General features: G+C 68.7%; 14 protein-coding genes. 12 read left to right on the plus strand and 2 right to left on the minus strand.

The genetic code is table 11. The features are described 5' to 3' along the window. The first annotated feature begins 8 nt into the window (after nucleotides 1–8). From M1L60_RS27165 to M1L60_RS27190, 6 genes are all read left to right on the plus strand, one after another. Nucleotides 9–791, plus strand: a complete 783-nt coding sequence (locus M1L60_RS27165) for an ATP-binding cassette domain-containing protein (RefSeq protein WP_253240361.1) — start codon at nucleotides 9–11, stop codon at nucleotides 789–791. Further along, complete coding sequence (locus tag M1L60_RS27170) at nucleotides 788–1,984, plus strand: sugar ABC transporter permease (protein WP_253240362.1); 1,197 nt, start codon at nucleotides 788–790, stop codon at nucleotides 1,982–1,984. Before M1L60_RS27165 ends, M1L60_RS27170 begins: the two co-directional genes overlap by 4 nt. A gap of 44 nt (nucleotides 1,985–2,028) precedes the next feature. Further along, nucleotides 2,029–4,155 carry an AMP-binding protein gene (locus tag M1L60_RS27175; RefSeq protein ID WP_253240363.1) on the plus strand — a complete coding sequence of 709 codons (2,127 nt, stop codon included), beginning with the start codon at nucleotides 2,029–2,031 and terminating at the stop codon, nucleotides 4,153–4,155. A gap of 20 nt (nucleotides 4,156–4,175) precedes the next feature. After that, nucleotides 4,176–4,790 (plus strand): TetR/AcrR family transcriptional regulator, encoded by a 615-nt coding sequence (locus M1L60_RS27180; RefSeq protein ID WP_253240364.1) that lies wholly within the window; start codon nucleotides 4,176–4,178, stop codon nucleotides 4,788–4,790. 137 nt (nucleotides 4,791–4,927) lie between these two features. Next, nucleotides 4,928–5,659, plus strand: a complete 732-nt coding sequence (locus tag M1L60_RS27185; RefSeq protein WP_308208543.1) for an SDR family oxidoreductase — start codon at nucleotides 4,928–4,930, stop codon at nucleotides 5,657–5,659. Further along, complete coding sequence (locus M1L60_RS27190) at nucleotides 5,656–6,660, plus strand: phosphotransferase family protein (RefSeq protein WP_253240366.1); 1,005 nt, start codon at nucleotides 5,656–5,658, stop codon at nucleotides 6,658–6,660. Before M1L60_RS27185 ends, M1L60_RS27190 begins: the two co-directional genes overlap by 4 nt. Before the next feature lie 41 nt (nucleotides 6,661–6,701). Here M1L60_RS27190 and M1L60_RS27195 read toward each other — a convergent pair whose 3' ends face one another. Beyond that, entirely contained in the window at nucleotides 6,702–7,040 is a 339-nt protein-coding gene (locus M1L60_RS27195; protein WP_253240367.1) for a hypothetical protein, read from the minus strand. 698 nt (nucleotides 7,041–7,738) lie between these two features. Here M1L60_RS27195 and M1L60_RS27200 point away from each other — a divergent pair. The 6 genes from M1L60_RS27200 (at nucleotide 7,739) to M1L60_RS27225 (ending at nucleotide 12,486) form a co-directional block, all read left to right on the plus strand. Then, nucleotides 7,739–8,026, plus strand: coding sequence for a DUF4287 domain-containing protein (locus M1L60_RS27200; protein WP_253240368.1), 288 nt, complete (start codon nucleotides 7,739–7,741; stop codon nucleotides 8,024–8,026). A gap of 39 nt (nucleotides 8,027–8,065) precedes the next feature. Next, entirely contained in the window at nucleotides 8,066–8,515 is a 450-nt protein-coding gene (locus M1L60_RS27205; protein ID WP_253240369.1) for a hypothetical protein, read from the plus strand. Nucleotides 8,516–8,543: 28 nt separating this feature from the next. Further along, the gene (locus M1L60_RS27210; RefSeq protein WP_253240370.1) at nucleotides 8,544–9,959 is read left to right on the plus strand and encodes a pyridoxal phosphate-dependent decarboxylase family protein; all 1,416 of its coding nucleotides are present in this window, start codon (nucleotides 8,544–8,546) and stop codon (nucleotides 9,957–9,959) included. 62 nt (nucleotides 9,960–10,021) lie between these two features. Further along, complete coding sequence (locus M1L60_RS27215; protein WP_253240371.1) at nucleotides 10,022–10,402, plus strand: hypothetical protein; 381 nt, start codon at nucleotides 10,022–10,024, stop codon at nucleotides 10,400–10,402. After that, nucleotides 10,392–11,858, plus strand: a complete 1,467-nt coding sequence (locus M1L60_RS47970) for a sensor histidine kinase (protein WP_253240372.1) — start codon at nucleotides 10,392–10,394, stop codon at nucleotides 11,856–11,858. The genes M1L60_RS27215 and M1L60_RS47970 overlap by 11 nt, the downstream gene beginning before the upstream one ends. Further along, nucleotides 11,851–12,486: a response regulator gene (locus M1L60_RS27225; RefSeq protein WP_253240373.1), complete on the plus strand. Its 636-nt coding sequence runs from the start codon at nucleotides 11,851–11,853 to the stop codon at nucleotides 12,484–12,486. The genes M1L60_RS47970 and M1L60_RS27225 overlap by 8 nt, the downstream gene beginning before the upstream one ends. Before the next feature lie 13 nt (nucleotides 12,487–12,499). On the opposite strand, the gene M1L60_RS27230 is transcribed toward M1L60_RS27225, so the two are convergent. Next, nucleotides 12,500–12,991 carry an anthrone oxygenase family protein gene (locus tag M1L60_RS27230; protein WP_253240374.1) on the minus strand — a complete coding sequence of 164 codons (492 nt, stop codon included), beginning with the start codon at nucleotides 12,989–12,991 and terminating at the stop codon, nucleotides 12,500–12,502. Between the last annotated feature and the right edge of the window lie 30 nt (nucleotides 12,992–13,021).

Consider the following 13,021-nt stretch of genomic DNA (forward strand, 5'->3'; position numbering starts at 1 on the left):
GGACGTCCATGAGCTTGCTCGAGCTCACCAAGATCTCGAAACACTTCGGCGGCGTACGGGCCCTGCACGAGGTCGACCTGTCGGTGGACGCGGGTGAGGTGGTCGCGCTCATCGGCGACAACGGCGCCGGCAAGTCCACGCTCGTGAAGATCGTGTCCGGGGTGGAATCGCCCGACACAGGGGAGATCCGGGTCCGTGGCGAGAGTGCCCGCCTGGTGTCACCGCGGGCGGCGGCCGAGGCCGGGATCCGTACGGTGTTCCAGGACCTTTCGCTCTGCGACAACCTCGACGCGGTGCAGAACCTGTTCCTGGGCCAGGAGAAGTACGGCCCGATGTGGTCGGGCCGGCGAATCCGGCGGCACGTCATGGAGGAGCACGCGCACCGGATCCTCGAGTCGTTGTCGGTCAAGTTGCGCTCGCTGAACACGCCGGTGGTCGCACTCTCGGGCGGGCAGCGGCAGGGCATCGCGATCTGCCGGGCCCTGATCAGCGACCCGGCCGTGGTGATCCTGGACGAACCGACCGCCGCCCTGGGTGTGTCCCAGCGGGCCGAGGTGCTCGACCTGATCCACCGCCTGCGCGACCAGGGCCGCGGCGTGGTCGTGATCTCGCACGACATGAAGGACGTCCGCCAGGTCGCCGACCGCGTCGTCGCCCTGCGCCTCGGCTCGAAGGTGGCCGAGTTCCGCCGCGGCGAATACACCCCGTCCGACCTGGTCGGCGCCATGACCGGCGCACACGAAGGAGACTCTTCCGTTCCGGCCGGCGCGACTGAAGGAGACGAGCTGTGAGCACCGCGACGGCGTCGGCGCCGGACACTCAGCGGACCCCGGCCGGGCGGGCGATCGAGATGGTCACGGGTGGGAACCGCAGCATCCCCGTGCTGATCGTGCTGGCCATCATCTGGACCGTCTTCTACAGCCAGAGCTCGGCCTATCTGAGCTTCCAGAACATCACCAACCTGACGTTGCAGATCGCGACGACGGCGATCCTGGCCCTGGGCGTGGTCTTCGTCCTGCTCGTGGGCGAGATCGACCTGTCGTCCGCGGTGCTCTCCGGGGTGTGCGCGGCGATCGCGGCCGGGTTGGCCGTCAACAGTGGGCTGGCGTTGCCGCTGGCCATCGCTGTGGCGATCGGCGCGGGCATGGCGATCACGCTCATCGAGGCCCTGGTGATCACGTTCGGCGTGCCGTCGCTGATCGTGACGCTGGGCGGCATGGTCATCCTGCAGGGCCTGATCCTGGTCGTGCTGCCGCCCGAGTTCACGGTCAGCGTGGCCGGCACCTCGTTCGCCAAGATCGCGAGCACGGCGGTTCCGGCCGGCGCCAGCTACGTGCTGGCCGCGGTGGGAACGGTGGCGTTCGCGGCCTACCGGTTCTTCGTCTATCGCGAGCGGATATCCACAGGCACGCGGACGTCGCCGGTGTCGATCGTCGTGCCGTCGGTGCTCGTGGCGGTCGTGCTGTTCGGCGGCGTCTACACGCTGACCCGCCAGCGCGGCCTGCCGATGCCCGTGCTGATCGTCGCGGTGATGCTGTTGATCGCCTGGTACTTCACCACCCAAACCAGATACGGCATCCACTTGTACGCCGTCGGTGGCGACCGCGAGGCGGCCCAGCGCGCCGGTGTCCCGGTCCGGCGGATGGTCATCTACTCGTTCCTGATCCTGGGCGCCTGCGCGGCCGTAGCGGGCATGGTCGATGCCTCCCGTCAGCTGGGCGTGTCGGTCACCTCAGGCGCCGGCCCCCTGATGCTGAACGCGATCGCCGCCGCCGTGGTCGGCGGGACCAGCCTGTTCGGCGGCCGCGGCTCGATCTGGTCGGCGATCCTGGGCGCGCTGGTCATCGGCTCGATCAGCAACGGCGTGCAACTGCTGGGCCTGACCACCGAGGTCCAGTACTTCGCGACCGGCGCGGTGCTCATCATCGCCGTGGCGGTGGACGTGGTCCTCACCCGCGGTTCCCTCTGGCCGGGCCGACGCTGATGAAGTGGATACCCGATCCGCTACGAGTCCACGACACCCGCATCGTGCGCTTCGCCGAGTGGCTGAACGATCAGGGCCGAGCCCGCCTGACCGACGTGACCGACTACCGCGAACTGCACGCCTGGTCGGTAGCGTCCCCCGGCGACTTCTGGTGCGCAGTAGCCGAGTTCTTCGACGTCGAATGGGCCTCACTGCCACAAGAAGCGCTGGCCGACCGACGAATGCCCGGCGCCGTATGGTTCCCCGGCGGCAAACTCAACTTCGGCCGCCACCTGCTACGCGCCGGCCGCGACGACCAGGCCGCAGTGATCCTGGTCGCCGAAGACGGCGAGAAAACCATCCTGACGTACGCCGAACTACGCACCCAGTCCGGCGCGGTAGCCGGCCGCTTGCGCGCCCTGGGCGTGGAGCCCGGCGACCGGGTAGCCGCCTACTTGCCCAACTGCATCGAGGGCGTAGTGGCGTTCGTGGCCACAGCAATGGTCGGCGCAGTCTGGGCCCAAACCGGCCTCGACTACGCACCCCCCTCAGCCGCCGAACGCATGGCCCAACTCGCACCCAAGATCCTGATCGCCGGCACCGGCTACCACTTCAACGGCAAGGTGCACGACCGTCGAGCCGCAGCCCAAGAACTACGCACCCTGCTCCCATCCCTACAACACACCATCACAGTCGAAACAGCCGGCGTGCCCGCCTCCGACAGCGCCACCACCCCACCCGAACCGGATGTCCACTCCAGTTCGGCCCCGACAAAAGTGCCGGCCGCGCTGATTCCGAATGTTCACCCCGCTCCGAGCCCGGATGCGGTGGCGCCCCCGCCCGTTCCGGATATCCACACCGCTTCGGGGGGCGACGTGCTTGCGGCTGCCTCGGGGCCGAGCGTGCTCTTGGGTGCGGAGTCGGAGCGGGAGGGCGTGGTAGCGCCGACTGTGGAGGCTCTTGCGTCGAGTACTTGGGGGGAGGCGTTGGGGGCGCCGAGTGTGCGGGAAGCAGTGGCTGTTGGGTTTGATCATCCGTTGTGGGTTTTGTTCACGTCGGGGACTACGGGTAAGCCCAAGGGGATTGTGCATGGGCATGGGGGCGTGTTGCTTGAGCAGCTCGTTTCGCCTGGGTTGCATATGGATCTGGGGGCTGGGGACACGTTCTTCTGGTATACGACGCCTAACTGGATGATGTGGAACGCGCAGGTCTGTGGGCTGCTGTTGGGGTCCACCATCGTTCTGTACGACGGGAAGCCGACGTTTCCGGGGCCGGATGCGTTGTGGCGGGTTGTTTCTGAGCTCGGGGTTTCGGTGTTCGGGACCTCGCCGGGGTATCTGGAGGCTTCGCAGCGGGCCGGGCTGGAACCGGATATCCCATCCGTTCGGCTGGTTGGGGTTACGGGGTCGGTGTTGCCGTCCACAGCTAATGAGTGGTTCCGTGCGAACGTCAGCCATACTGTCCAACTGGGGTCCATGAGCGGTGGCACTGATATCTGCGGCATTTTTGTCAGCAGCGCGCCGACCGCGCCTGTGTATGACGGGGAGATCAGCGCGCCGGCCCTGGGGGCGGCGGTTGAGGTGTGGGACTCGGCGGGGCAGCCGGTGGGGGACGGGACGCCGGGGGAGATGGTCATTACCGAACCGATGCCGTCGATGCCGCTGTACTTCTGGGATGACCGGGACGGGCGGAAGCTTCGGGACACGTACTTCGATGTGTTTCCGGGGGTGTGGCGGCACGGTGATCTGATCGAGCGGACCGAGCACGGTGGGTTCGTCATCCTCGGGCGCTCCGACGCGACGATCAACCGGCACGGCGTACGGCTGGGGTCGGCCGAAATTTATGCCGCGATCAGTGACCTGCCGCAGGTGACCGACGCCCTGCTCGTGGGGGTGGAGCAGCCGGACGGTGGGTACTGGATGCCGCTGTTCGTGGTGCCGGACGGCGAGCTGGAGCCGGACGCGGTCAAGCGGGTGATCGCCGAGCGGACCTCGCCTCGGCACGTTCCCGACGACGTCATTCTCGTGCCGGGTTTGCCGCATACGAGGACGGGCAAACGCCTCGAGGTTCCGGTCAAACGTATCCTCCAGGGCGCCGATCCCGAGCGCGTGATCGACAGGGGTGCTGTCGATGACGCCGGCGCGCTCGACACGCTGATCGCGGCGGCGCGCGCGGGACGGGGACAGCCGTGAGCACGACGAAAGAGGCGAAGATGTCAGCCCAGACCGCGTGGCGTGAGTACGAGGAGCAGGACCTCTCCAACATCCTCGGCGCGGCCCTGCAGGCCTTCTTCGAGCACGGCTACCACGGCACCACGACCCGCGACCTGGCCCGCCGTTCGGGGCTTTCGGTGCCGGGGGTCTATCACTACTACCCGTCCAAGCAGGACATCCTCTTCGATCTGATGAACGTGATCATCGATGAGCTGCTCGACCGTAGTAAGCAGGCCCTGGCGGCGGCGCCGGGTGATCCGCGGGCTCAGTTCGACGCGCTGGTCGAGTCGCTGTTGCGGTTCCACATGTATCGGCGGATCGGGGCCACGGTGTCGACGGCGGAACTGCGCAGCCTCGAGCCGGAGAACCGGCAGCGGTACGTGGCCAAACGCGACGAGCAGCAGCGGATGCTCGATCGGGTGATTCTGGACGGCGTACAGGAAAACGCTTTTGCTACTCCGTATCCGAAGGATGCCAGCCGGGCCATCGCTTCGATGTGCGTGGGCGTGGCCTCGTGGTACCGGCCGGACGGGTCGCTGCCGGTCGAGGCGTTGCTGGAGCGGTACGCGACGATCGCCCGCTCGATCGTCGGCATCCCGGGCGAGACAGCGTGAGCACCGCTCGGCCGGCGCCGGCGGCGGATACCTCATCCGGATTCGGATGGTCGGCGGCGAGGGGCGGGGGTAGTTCCGAAGTTGGGCGCTCGGGGCCGGAGAGCCGGGCCTCCGCCGAAGCCGGGGGCTCGGCGCTGGTGCCCGGTGCTTCTGCCCCAGGCGGTCGGTCGGCTCTGGTCACCGGTGCTTCGCGGGGGATCGGGCGGGGGATCGCGCTGGCGTTGGCCGAGCAGGGGTGGCGGCTCACGGTGGTGGCGCGTGACCCGGATCGGCTGGCGGCGGCCTTTGCGAGCGTCGACCCGGGGCAGATCGACAGGGTGGCTGTCGATCTGGCCGCTCCGGATGCGGCTGATGCCGTTGTGGATGCGTACAAGGGAAAGAACTTGTCCTTGGACGCTTTGATCCTGGCGGCCGGGGTGGGGTCGGCGGCGCCGCTCGACGGGTACTCGATGGGGCGTTTCGACAAGCAGTTCGCGCTCAATACGCGTGCGCCCTTCGTTCTGGTCAGTCAGTTGCTTCCGTTGCTGCGCGAAGGTGAGGGCGGGCGAGTCATCGCCCTGGCCTCGATCGCCGGTGTGCACGCCGAGCAGTCGCTGGGCGCTTACGGGGCGAGCAAAGCAGCGCTGCTGGCGTTGTGCCGCGGCATCAACGTCGAGGAGTCGGCGCGTGGGGTGTCGGCTACGGCGATTGCGCCCGGGTATGTCGACACGGACATGAGCGCGTGGGTGCATGACACTGTGCCGCCCGAGACGATGATTCCGGTGGATGACGTTGTGCGTACTGTGATGGCGATTTTGTCGTTGTCGCCACGCAGTGTGATTGACGAGATCGTGATGCGCCGGGCCACCGCCGTGGGACATCACGCATGAGCCTCGACGTCGGCGGGGTGGGGGCGTTCCTCGCCGAGCGTGGAATCCCCGTGAGCGGGCCGCTCAGCAGCACGCTGGTCAGCGGGGGGCGGTCCAATCTGACGTACGCGGTCACCGACGGCACCCACCGCTGGATCGTGCGGCGGCCGCCGGTCTCGGGACTGACCCCCTCGGCGCACGATGTGGCTCGGGAGTGGCGGGTGACGCAGGCGCTGCAGTACAGCGCGGTCCCGGTGCCGCCCGCGGTCGCGTTGTGTGAGGACCCGGGGGTGATCGGGGCGCCGTTCGCGGTGTCGGCGTTCATCAGCGGGCTGGTCGTGCGGACCCGGGCCCAGCTCGATGCGTACACCTCGCGGGAACTCGAGGCGTGCGTGACCGAGCTGGTGCGGGTGCTGGCCGATCTGCACTCGGTCGACGTCGACGAGGTCGGATTGGGTGGGCTGGGGCGGCCCGACGGCTTCCTCGAGCGCCAGGTGCGCCTGTGGTGGCGGCAGTGGACCGAGGTCAAGAGCCGGGATCTGCCCGACGCGACGGCGCTGCACAACCGGCTCGTCGAAGCCGTGCCGGTCCGGTCGGCGCACATCGGGGTGGTGCACGGCGACTTCCGGATCGACAACACGATGCTCGACAGCGCCGACATCAGCAAGGTGCTGGCGGTGGTCGACTGGGAACTGGCCACGGTCGGCGACGTGCTCACCGACATCGCGCTGATGTGCGTGTACCGTCAGCCGCAGCTCGACCCCATCCTGGGACTGGACGCGGCCTGGGCCAGTGATCGGCTGCCGTCGGCCGATGCCATTGCCGAGGCGTACGCCCGCCGGCGCGGCATCAGCCTCGACCATTGGCCGTTCTATCTGGCCCTGGCCAACTTCAAACTGGCCGTCATCGCCCAGGGCATCAGCTACCGCGCGCGGCAGGGCGCCGCCGCCGACCCCACATCGGCCCAGGCCGAGGAGGCCGTCCAGCCGTTGCTCGCCGCCGGTCTGCGGGCTCTGTCCTGATGGCCGGCGCCCCACGAGGCGCCGGCCACCGTTGATCGTGACTAACCCTGGACGAGCTTGTACTCGGCCGGAACCTTGCTGAGGGTGGCGATGCTGATGTGCGGCCACGCCGCCCGCTCCGGCAGCCCGTCCTCGCGCGGGCTGAAGAAATTCAGCATGACGACCTGTGAGTACTGCAGGCGCATGAGCGGTTTCCCGGCCTTGTCCTTCTCGGCCAGTTCCTGAATCCAGAACGTCGACTTCATGCTGACCGATTCGGCCTCGCGGGTGGAGAACGGCAGGTTCAGCACGCCGCCGCTCTTTACGGTCGAATCGACAGTCAAGGTGGTCGTCCGGACGATGTTCGCTCCCATGTTCGCGAAGCGGAGAATTTCGTTCATGTCGGCCGGATTTAACCCGGGGAACCCAGGGACTTTTTTGGTGTCGACGTCACCATGAATAGGTGGTCGATGTAGTGCTTGTACGGCTCGAGATAGGGTTCGGACTTGAAATCGTAATCCGGATGTCTTCGAAACGACCCGACGGCAGCCCGCTGATCGGCGGGATCTCCGGCATGTCGTCCTGAGTGTGTCCGACCGGCTGAGCGCGAGGACGGCGCCTTGTGGAAGGGCAGGGCGATCATATTCCACCCGGTGCCCTTTCCGGTCCAGACGCCGAGCAGATCCTGCAGCGGCCCGAGATCGTACTTGGGTGGGGCGCCGCGATTGGTCAGGCTGGCCGTAGGCAGGCGGCGGGACGACTTCCGCGAATGTGCGGGTACGAAGATCGGGTTGCTCTGGTGTGGTCATTTAATGCTCCTGGTAGCGAAACAAGGCTGAATGGTCAGGACCCCGATGCCGCAGGTCATGGCACCTGCCAAAGAAGGGAAATAAATGCGACACGCCAACGCCACACTCGCGGGTCGCTGTATCCGTCTACGGCAGTATCGGCAATGCAGTATGCAGCCGGAAATGGCAGGTGATAATCATTCAAGGTACTGTGGTGAGCCGCGTCACACCAAAGGGTCGATGACTTCCGGACGCCCGGGTGGTCTGACGACCGGACAGGCAAGAACTCCCCGTAGCGGAAGGCGACAACGATGAGCTTCCAGGCGTACCTCGACAACATCGAGGCCAAGACCGGACTGACGCCACGTCAGTTCATCGCGCTGGCCCACGAGCGGGGGCTCGACGAGCCGTCGACCAAGGCCGGGGCGATCGTCGAGTGGCTCAAGGAGGACTACGGTCTCGGCCGGGGCCACGCCATGGCCCTGGTCCACGTGATCAAGAACGGCCCCAAGATCGGCGACAAGCACGTCGGCGCCTCCGGTCCGCATCGCGACGAGTCGGACACGCTGTGGCTCGACGGCGTGGCCAACCGTCCATGACCTGGATCCCGGACGAAGGTGGGTTATAGGCTCCGCCGGGTGTCGTCTGTTGCCACTTTCCACCTCGTCAAGATGGGTGAGCTGCGGGAAATCGCCAGCGCGGCCCGGTCCGGCCGGGCCGGTGAGGCGATCCTGCGGTTGGGTGAGATGCCCACGCGGCATTACGACTGGTCCGGGTACGTCATGGTGAACGTCTTGGACAGCCTGGATGAGCTGGGCGTCGAGCTGGAGAGCCCGCGCCTCGCGGAGGAGTCCGCGGCGATCAACGCGGATTTCGACTACACCACGCTGATCACCGACGACGCCAAGGTGTACCTCGATCGGCTCGATCCGGGTGGGTACGAGCCGGGCGACCTGCTTGACGGGCCGATCGAGCTGGGGCTGGACGGCGACGAGGCCCGGGCGGCGATGGTGGAGACACTGGCGTCGCTGGGGTCGATCATTGCGGGACTGGCCGACGACGACGTGCTCCTGCTGCATATCGGCTGATGGCTCGGCAGCGTCGTAGTCTGCTGGCATGGCGGATCTTCTGGGGCAGGTTCACTCGGCGGCCGGGGACTACCTCGCATCGTTGGCGGCGCGGCCGGTGCAGGATCGGGACGCGTTGGCGCTGCTGGCCGAGCTGGGTGGGCCGCTTCCGGAGAAGGGGAGTGAGCCCGGCGAGGTGATCGAGCGGCTGCTGCGGGTGGGGGCGGCCGCGGGCACGGCGTCGTCGGGGCCCCGGTTCTTTCACTTCGTGACCGGGGGAGTGACGCCGGCGGCGCTGGCGGCGGACTGGGCGGCGGCGTTGTTCGACCAGAATGCGTTCTCGAAGATCTCGTCGCCGTTCGCGCACGAGGTCGAGACGGTGGCCCTGCGGTGGCTGCGGGAGCTGTTCGGGCTGCCCGAGTCGTGGGGTGGGGCGCTCGTCGGTAGTGCGACGTTCGCCAACTTCACCTCGCTGGGGTGTGCCACGCACTGGTGGGGGTTTCAGCTCGGGGTCGACACGGCCGAGGACGGGCTGGCCGAACTGCCGCGGATGCCGGTGCTGTCGTCGGGCTACGTGCATGCCAGCGCGCGCAAGGCGTTGCAGATGCTGGGGCACGGGCGGAACTCGGTGACGGTCTGCGCGCGGGACGGCGTGGGGCGGGTCGATCTCGGGGTCATGCGGCACCACCTGAACCGGCTCAAGGGCGCGCCCTCGGTGATCATCGCCAACGCGGGCGAGGTGAACGCGGGCGACTTCGACCCGATCGGCGAGCTGGCCGAGCTGGCCGCCGAGTTCGGGGCGTGGTTGCACGTCGATGGCGCGTTCGGTTTGTTCGCCGCCCTTTCTCCGCGTACGGCCCATCTCGTCGAGGGCATCGGCCGGGCCGACTCGATCGCGGCCGACGCGCACAAGTGGCTCAATGTGCCGTACGAAAGCGGGTTTGCTCTGGTTCGTGATCAGGCCCGGCTCGGGTCGGCGTTCGGGATGCCGGGGGCGGCCTATCTGCCGGGGCCCGGGGATCCGGCGAGCGGCTACGCGCTGTACGGGCCGGAGTCCTCGCGCCGGGCGCGATCACTGCCGATCTGGGCGACGCTGGCCGCGTACGGGAAACAGGGTCACCGCGAGATGGTCGAGCGCCACCTCGATCTGGCCCAGCACCTGGCGGCCCGGGTCGACGCCGCGCCCGAGCTGGAGCGGCTGGCCGACGTTCCGCTGAGCATCGTGTGTTTCCGCGCGGCGCCGGCCGGGGTGGCCGACCTCGACGACTTCAACCGCCGCCTCGGCGCGGCCCTGCTCGAGGACGGCCGGGTCTACGCGGGCACCACTTTGTATGACGGTCGGATCGCCCTACGACCGGCGATCGTCAACTGGCGCACCACCGAGGCCGACATCGACCTGTTCGTCGACGTCGTGCGCGAACTCTCCCAGAAGGTGTCCCACGAAGTCGGGACACGCGCATCGTGACCGGTGGGACGGTGCATTCCTAACTTGAAGGCCCTCGACAACGTTCATGAGGAGGGCTTCTGATGGGACGCATGACCCGCTCGACCGCGCTGAGGATCGCGGCCGCCCTGTCGGTGCTGGTGGCGATCATCGGCATCACGCTGTTCGACCTGCCCAACCTGGTGCTCGGCGCGCGCGACAGCGAGGCGCCGTTCGGACTGGTGCTGGGCAGTTTCACGTCCGGCGTGCTGGCGCTCGTGGCCGCGTACGGCGCCTGGCGGTTGCAGAAGTGGGGCGCGGTGCTGCTCATCGCGGTCAACGCGTTCTGGATCGTGCAGGCGGTGAGCTCGCTGCTGTTCGACCGGACCAGCGCCGAGATGCTGTTCGCGTCGCTGATGCTGGTGCACCACATCGTCGTCATCTCGTTCTGCCTGTGGCGGGAACGGGTCGTCAGTGCGGTCTGACGTGGCCAATCGCCGCCTCTACCAGCTGCTCTTTCCGTTCCTGCTTATTTGGTACGCCTTCGTGGTGGCGGGACTGGTGGCAGCCGTGGCCACCTTTCCGGACCGGCCGATCGGATCGCTCGACGAGATCCCGTGGTGGTCCCACGCCATCGCGTTCGCCGTGGTCGCGGCCACTTGGGCGCCGGTGTCGGCCTACCTCGACCGCGGGGTGCACCAGCTCGCGTTCGGACAGCGGGACAACGCGTACGAGGTGGCCGGACACGTGTCGAGACAACTGCTCCCGTCGGTGGCGGCGGCTCTGGCGGGCACCATGGCCCTGCCGTACGTGGAGATCGAGTCGGACGGGCGGGTCGTCACCTCGTACGGGAAAGTGCCTGAAGGCGCGTCGATGGTCGAGATCGCGCTCACGTATCAGGACGAGCGGCTCGGCACGCTGCGGGTGAGCGCGCGCCGCCGGCGGGACCGGCTGTCCGCGGCCGATGTACGACTGTTGGACGATCTGGGCCGGCAGGTGGCGATGACCCTGTACGCGGCCCGGTCGCGCGAGCAGTTGGTGGCGGCGCGCGAGGAGGAACGGCTGCGGATCCGGCGCGACCTGCACGACGGGCTCGGGCCGACGTTGGCCTCGCTCGGGCTGCGGCTGGGGGTGCTGCAGCGGACTGTCCGGGCCGACCCGGCGGCGGCCGCGGAGCTGGCGGGGGAGTTGCGCGGCGACGTCCGGCAGGCCACGGCCGACATCCGCCGCCTGGTCTACGAGCTACGGCCACCCCTGCTCGACGAATTCGGGCTGGTCGACGCGTTGCGCAACCTCCGGTCGGGCGACACTCTTTCCCGTACGGTGTCCGCACCGGAGCCGATGCCCGCGCTCCCGGCCGCGGTGGAGGTGGCGTTGTACCGGATAGCGGCCGAGGCCCTGCACAACGCGGCCCGGCACGCCTCGGCCACGGAGTGCGCGGTGAACCTGGCGGTCACCGCGTCCGCGGTCACGCTGACGGTCACCGACAACGGGTGCGGGCTGCCCGCCGATTACCTGGCCGGGGTGGGCCACCGCTCTATGCGGGAACGCAGTAGCGAGCTCGGCGGCGTCCTGGCCATCGGCCCCGCCCCCGCGGGCGGCACCTGCGTCGCGGTGACGTTCGCTCTGGGAGCCCGCGACCCCGCGGCCGAAGCTCGCGACGTCGCGGCTGGAGCTCGCGTCCCTGCGGCTGGAGCCCGCGAGTCCGCAGCTGGACCGCGCGTCCCTGCGGTTCGACCGCGCGACCCCGCGGCCGAGGTTCACGTCCCTGCGGCTGGAGTCTGCGAGTCCGCGGCTGGACTGCGCGACCCTGCGGTTCGGCCGCGCGTCCCTGCGGCTGGACCGCGCGACTGCGCGGCCGAAGTTCACGACCCTGCGGCCGGAGCTCGCGACCGCGCGGGCGGAGCTCACGACACCGCGGGCGGCGGTGCCCATGCCTGAGCAGATCACGGTGCTGGTGGTCGACGACCATCCGCTGTTTCGCAAAGGGCTGCGGGCGCTGCTGGCCACAATGCCGTCGGTGGACGTGGTCGGGGAAGCGGTCGACGGCAAGTCCGCCGTGGAGCTGGCGCGGTCTTTGCGGCCGCAGCTGGTGCTGATGGACCTGCACATGCCGGGCGGGGACGGGCCGACGGCGATCCGCGCGCTCGCGGCGGCGCCGGATGGGCCGCACATCCTCGTGGTGACGATGTTCGAGGACGACGACTCGGTGTTCGCGGCGTTGCGGGCCGGGGCTCGGGGCTACGTGCTCAAGGACACCGACGACGACGAGATGACCCGGGCCATCCTGGCCGTCGGGCACGGCGAGGCCATCTTCAGCGCGGCCATCGCGTCGCGGATCGTGGCTTTCTTCGCCGGCCGCCCGCCGGCCGAGCCGTTCCCCGGGCTCACCGCCAGCGAGCGCAACGTGCTGCAGCTGATGTCGCGCGGGCTGCCCAACGACGTGATCGCGGCCCAGTTGCAGCTCAGCGCCAAGACCGTACGCAATTACGTCAGCAACGTCTTCGCCAAGCTGCACGTGGCCTCGCGGGCCGAGGCGATAGCCCGGGCCCGCGACGCGGGTATTTAGGACCGGTCAGGCCCTAGCCGAGCTCGCCGCGGACGACGAGGGCCCAGCACAGGCAGCCGAACGCGGCCGTGGTGGCGAGCGTGCGGACCAGGTTCCAGGCGGTCCAGCGGGCTTCGTCGAACGTGGCGCGGGCGGCGGCCAGGTCGGGGATCTGGTCGGGGGCGCCGGCCGCCTTGAGGGCGTCGTTCATCGGGACGTTGATGCCGATGGTGACGGCGAAGACGATGATGTAGAGGACGAGGGCGGCCAGTACCCACGGCAGGATCCTCGCGCCGGGGCTGAGGAACGCCGAGACGGCCGTGAACAGCAGCGCGCCCAAGAAACTGATCATGAACCAGGGGTTGATGATGGCCCGGTCGAGGGCCTGGAAGGCGCCCACGAACGTCCGGTCGTCGGAGCGCCCCAGACCGACCATCACGGTGTGCTGGTAGAGGCCGAACACGCCGGCCATCAACCCGGTCGTCATCGTTGCCGCGATCAGCGCGGTCACTCTCAGTGCGAACATGCCTTCAGTCAACCGGCGCGGCGCCCGCGG

This window comes from Paractinoplanes aksuensis (assembly GCF_024137025.1).
Lineage (GTDB): Bacteria > Actinomycetota > Actinomycetes > Mycobacteriales > Micromonosporaceae > Actinoplanes > Actinoplanes aksuensis.

What these genes read in the sequence shown, in the direction of transcription:
- M1L60_RS27180 (WP_253240364.1), top strand. Translation starts at nt 4,176, where the DNA reads ATGTCAGCCCAGACCGCGTGGCGTGAGTACGAGGAGCAGGACCTCTCC.
- M1L60_RS27210 (WP_253240370.1), top strand. Translation starts at nt 8,544, where the DNA reads ATGGCGGATCTTCTGGGGCAGGTTCACTCGGCGGCCGGGGACTACCTC.
- M1L60_RS27230 (WP_253240374.1), bottom strand. Translation starts at nt 12,991, where the DNA reads ATGTTCGCACTGAGAGTGACCGCGCTGATCGCGGCAACGATGACGACC.
- M1L60_RS27165 (WP_253240361.1), top strand. Translation starts at nt 9, where the DNA reads ATGAGCTTGCTCGAGCTCACCAAGATCTCGAAACACTTCGGCGGCGTA.
- M1L60_RS27225 (WP_253240373.1), top strand. Translation starts at nt 11,851, where the DNA reads ATGCCTGAGCAGATCACGGTGCTGGTGGTCGACGACCATCCGCTGTTT.
- M1L60_RS27190 (WP_253240366.1), top strand. Translation starts at nt 5,656, where the DNA reads ATGAGCCTCGACGTCGGCGGGGTGGGGGCGTTCCTCGCCGAGCGTGGA.
- M1L60_RS27200 (WP_253240368.1), top strand. Translation starts at nt 7,739, where the DNA reads ATGAGCTTCCAGGCGTACCTCGACAACATCGAGGCCAAGACCGGACTG.
- M1L60_RS27195 (WP_253240367.1), bottom strand. Translation starts at nt 7,040, where the DNA reads ATGAACGAAATTCTCCGCTTCGCGAACATGGGAGCGAACATCGTCCGG.
- M1L60_RS27215 (WP_253240371.1), top strand. Translation starts at nt 10,022, where the DNA reads ATGGGACGCATGACCCGCTCGACCGCGCTGAGGATCGCGGCCGCCCTG.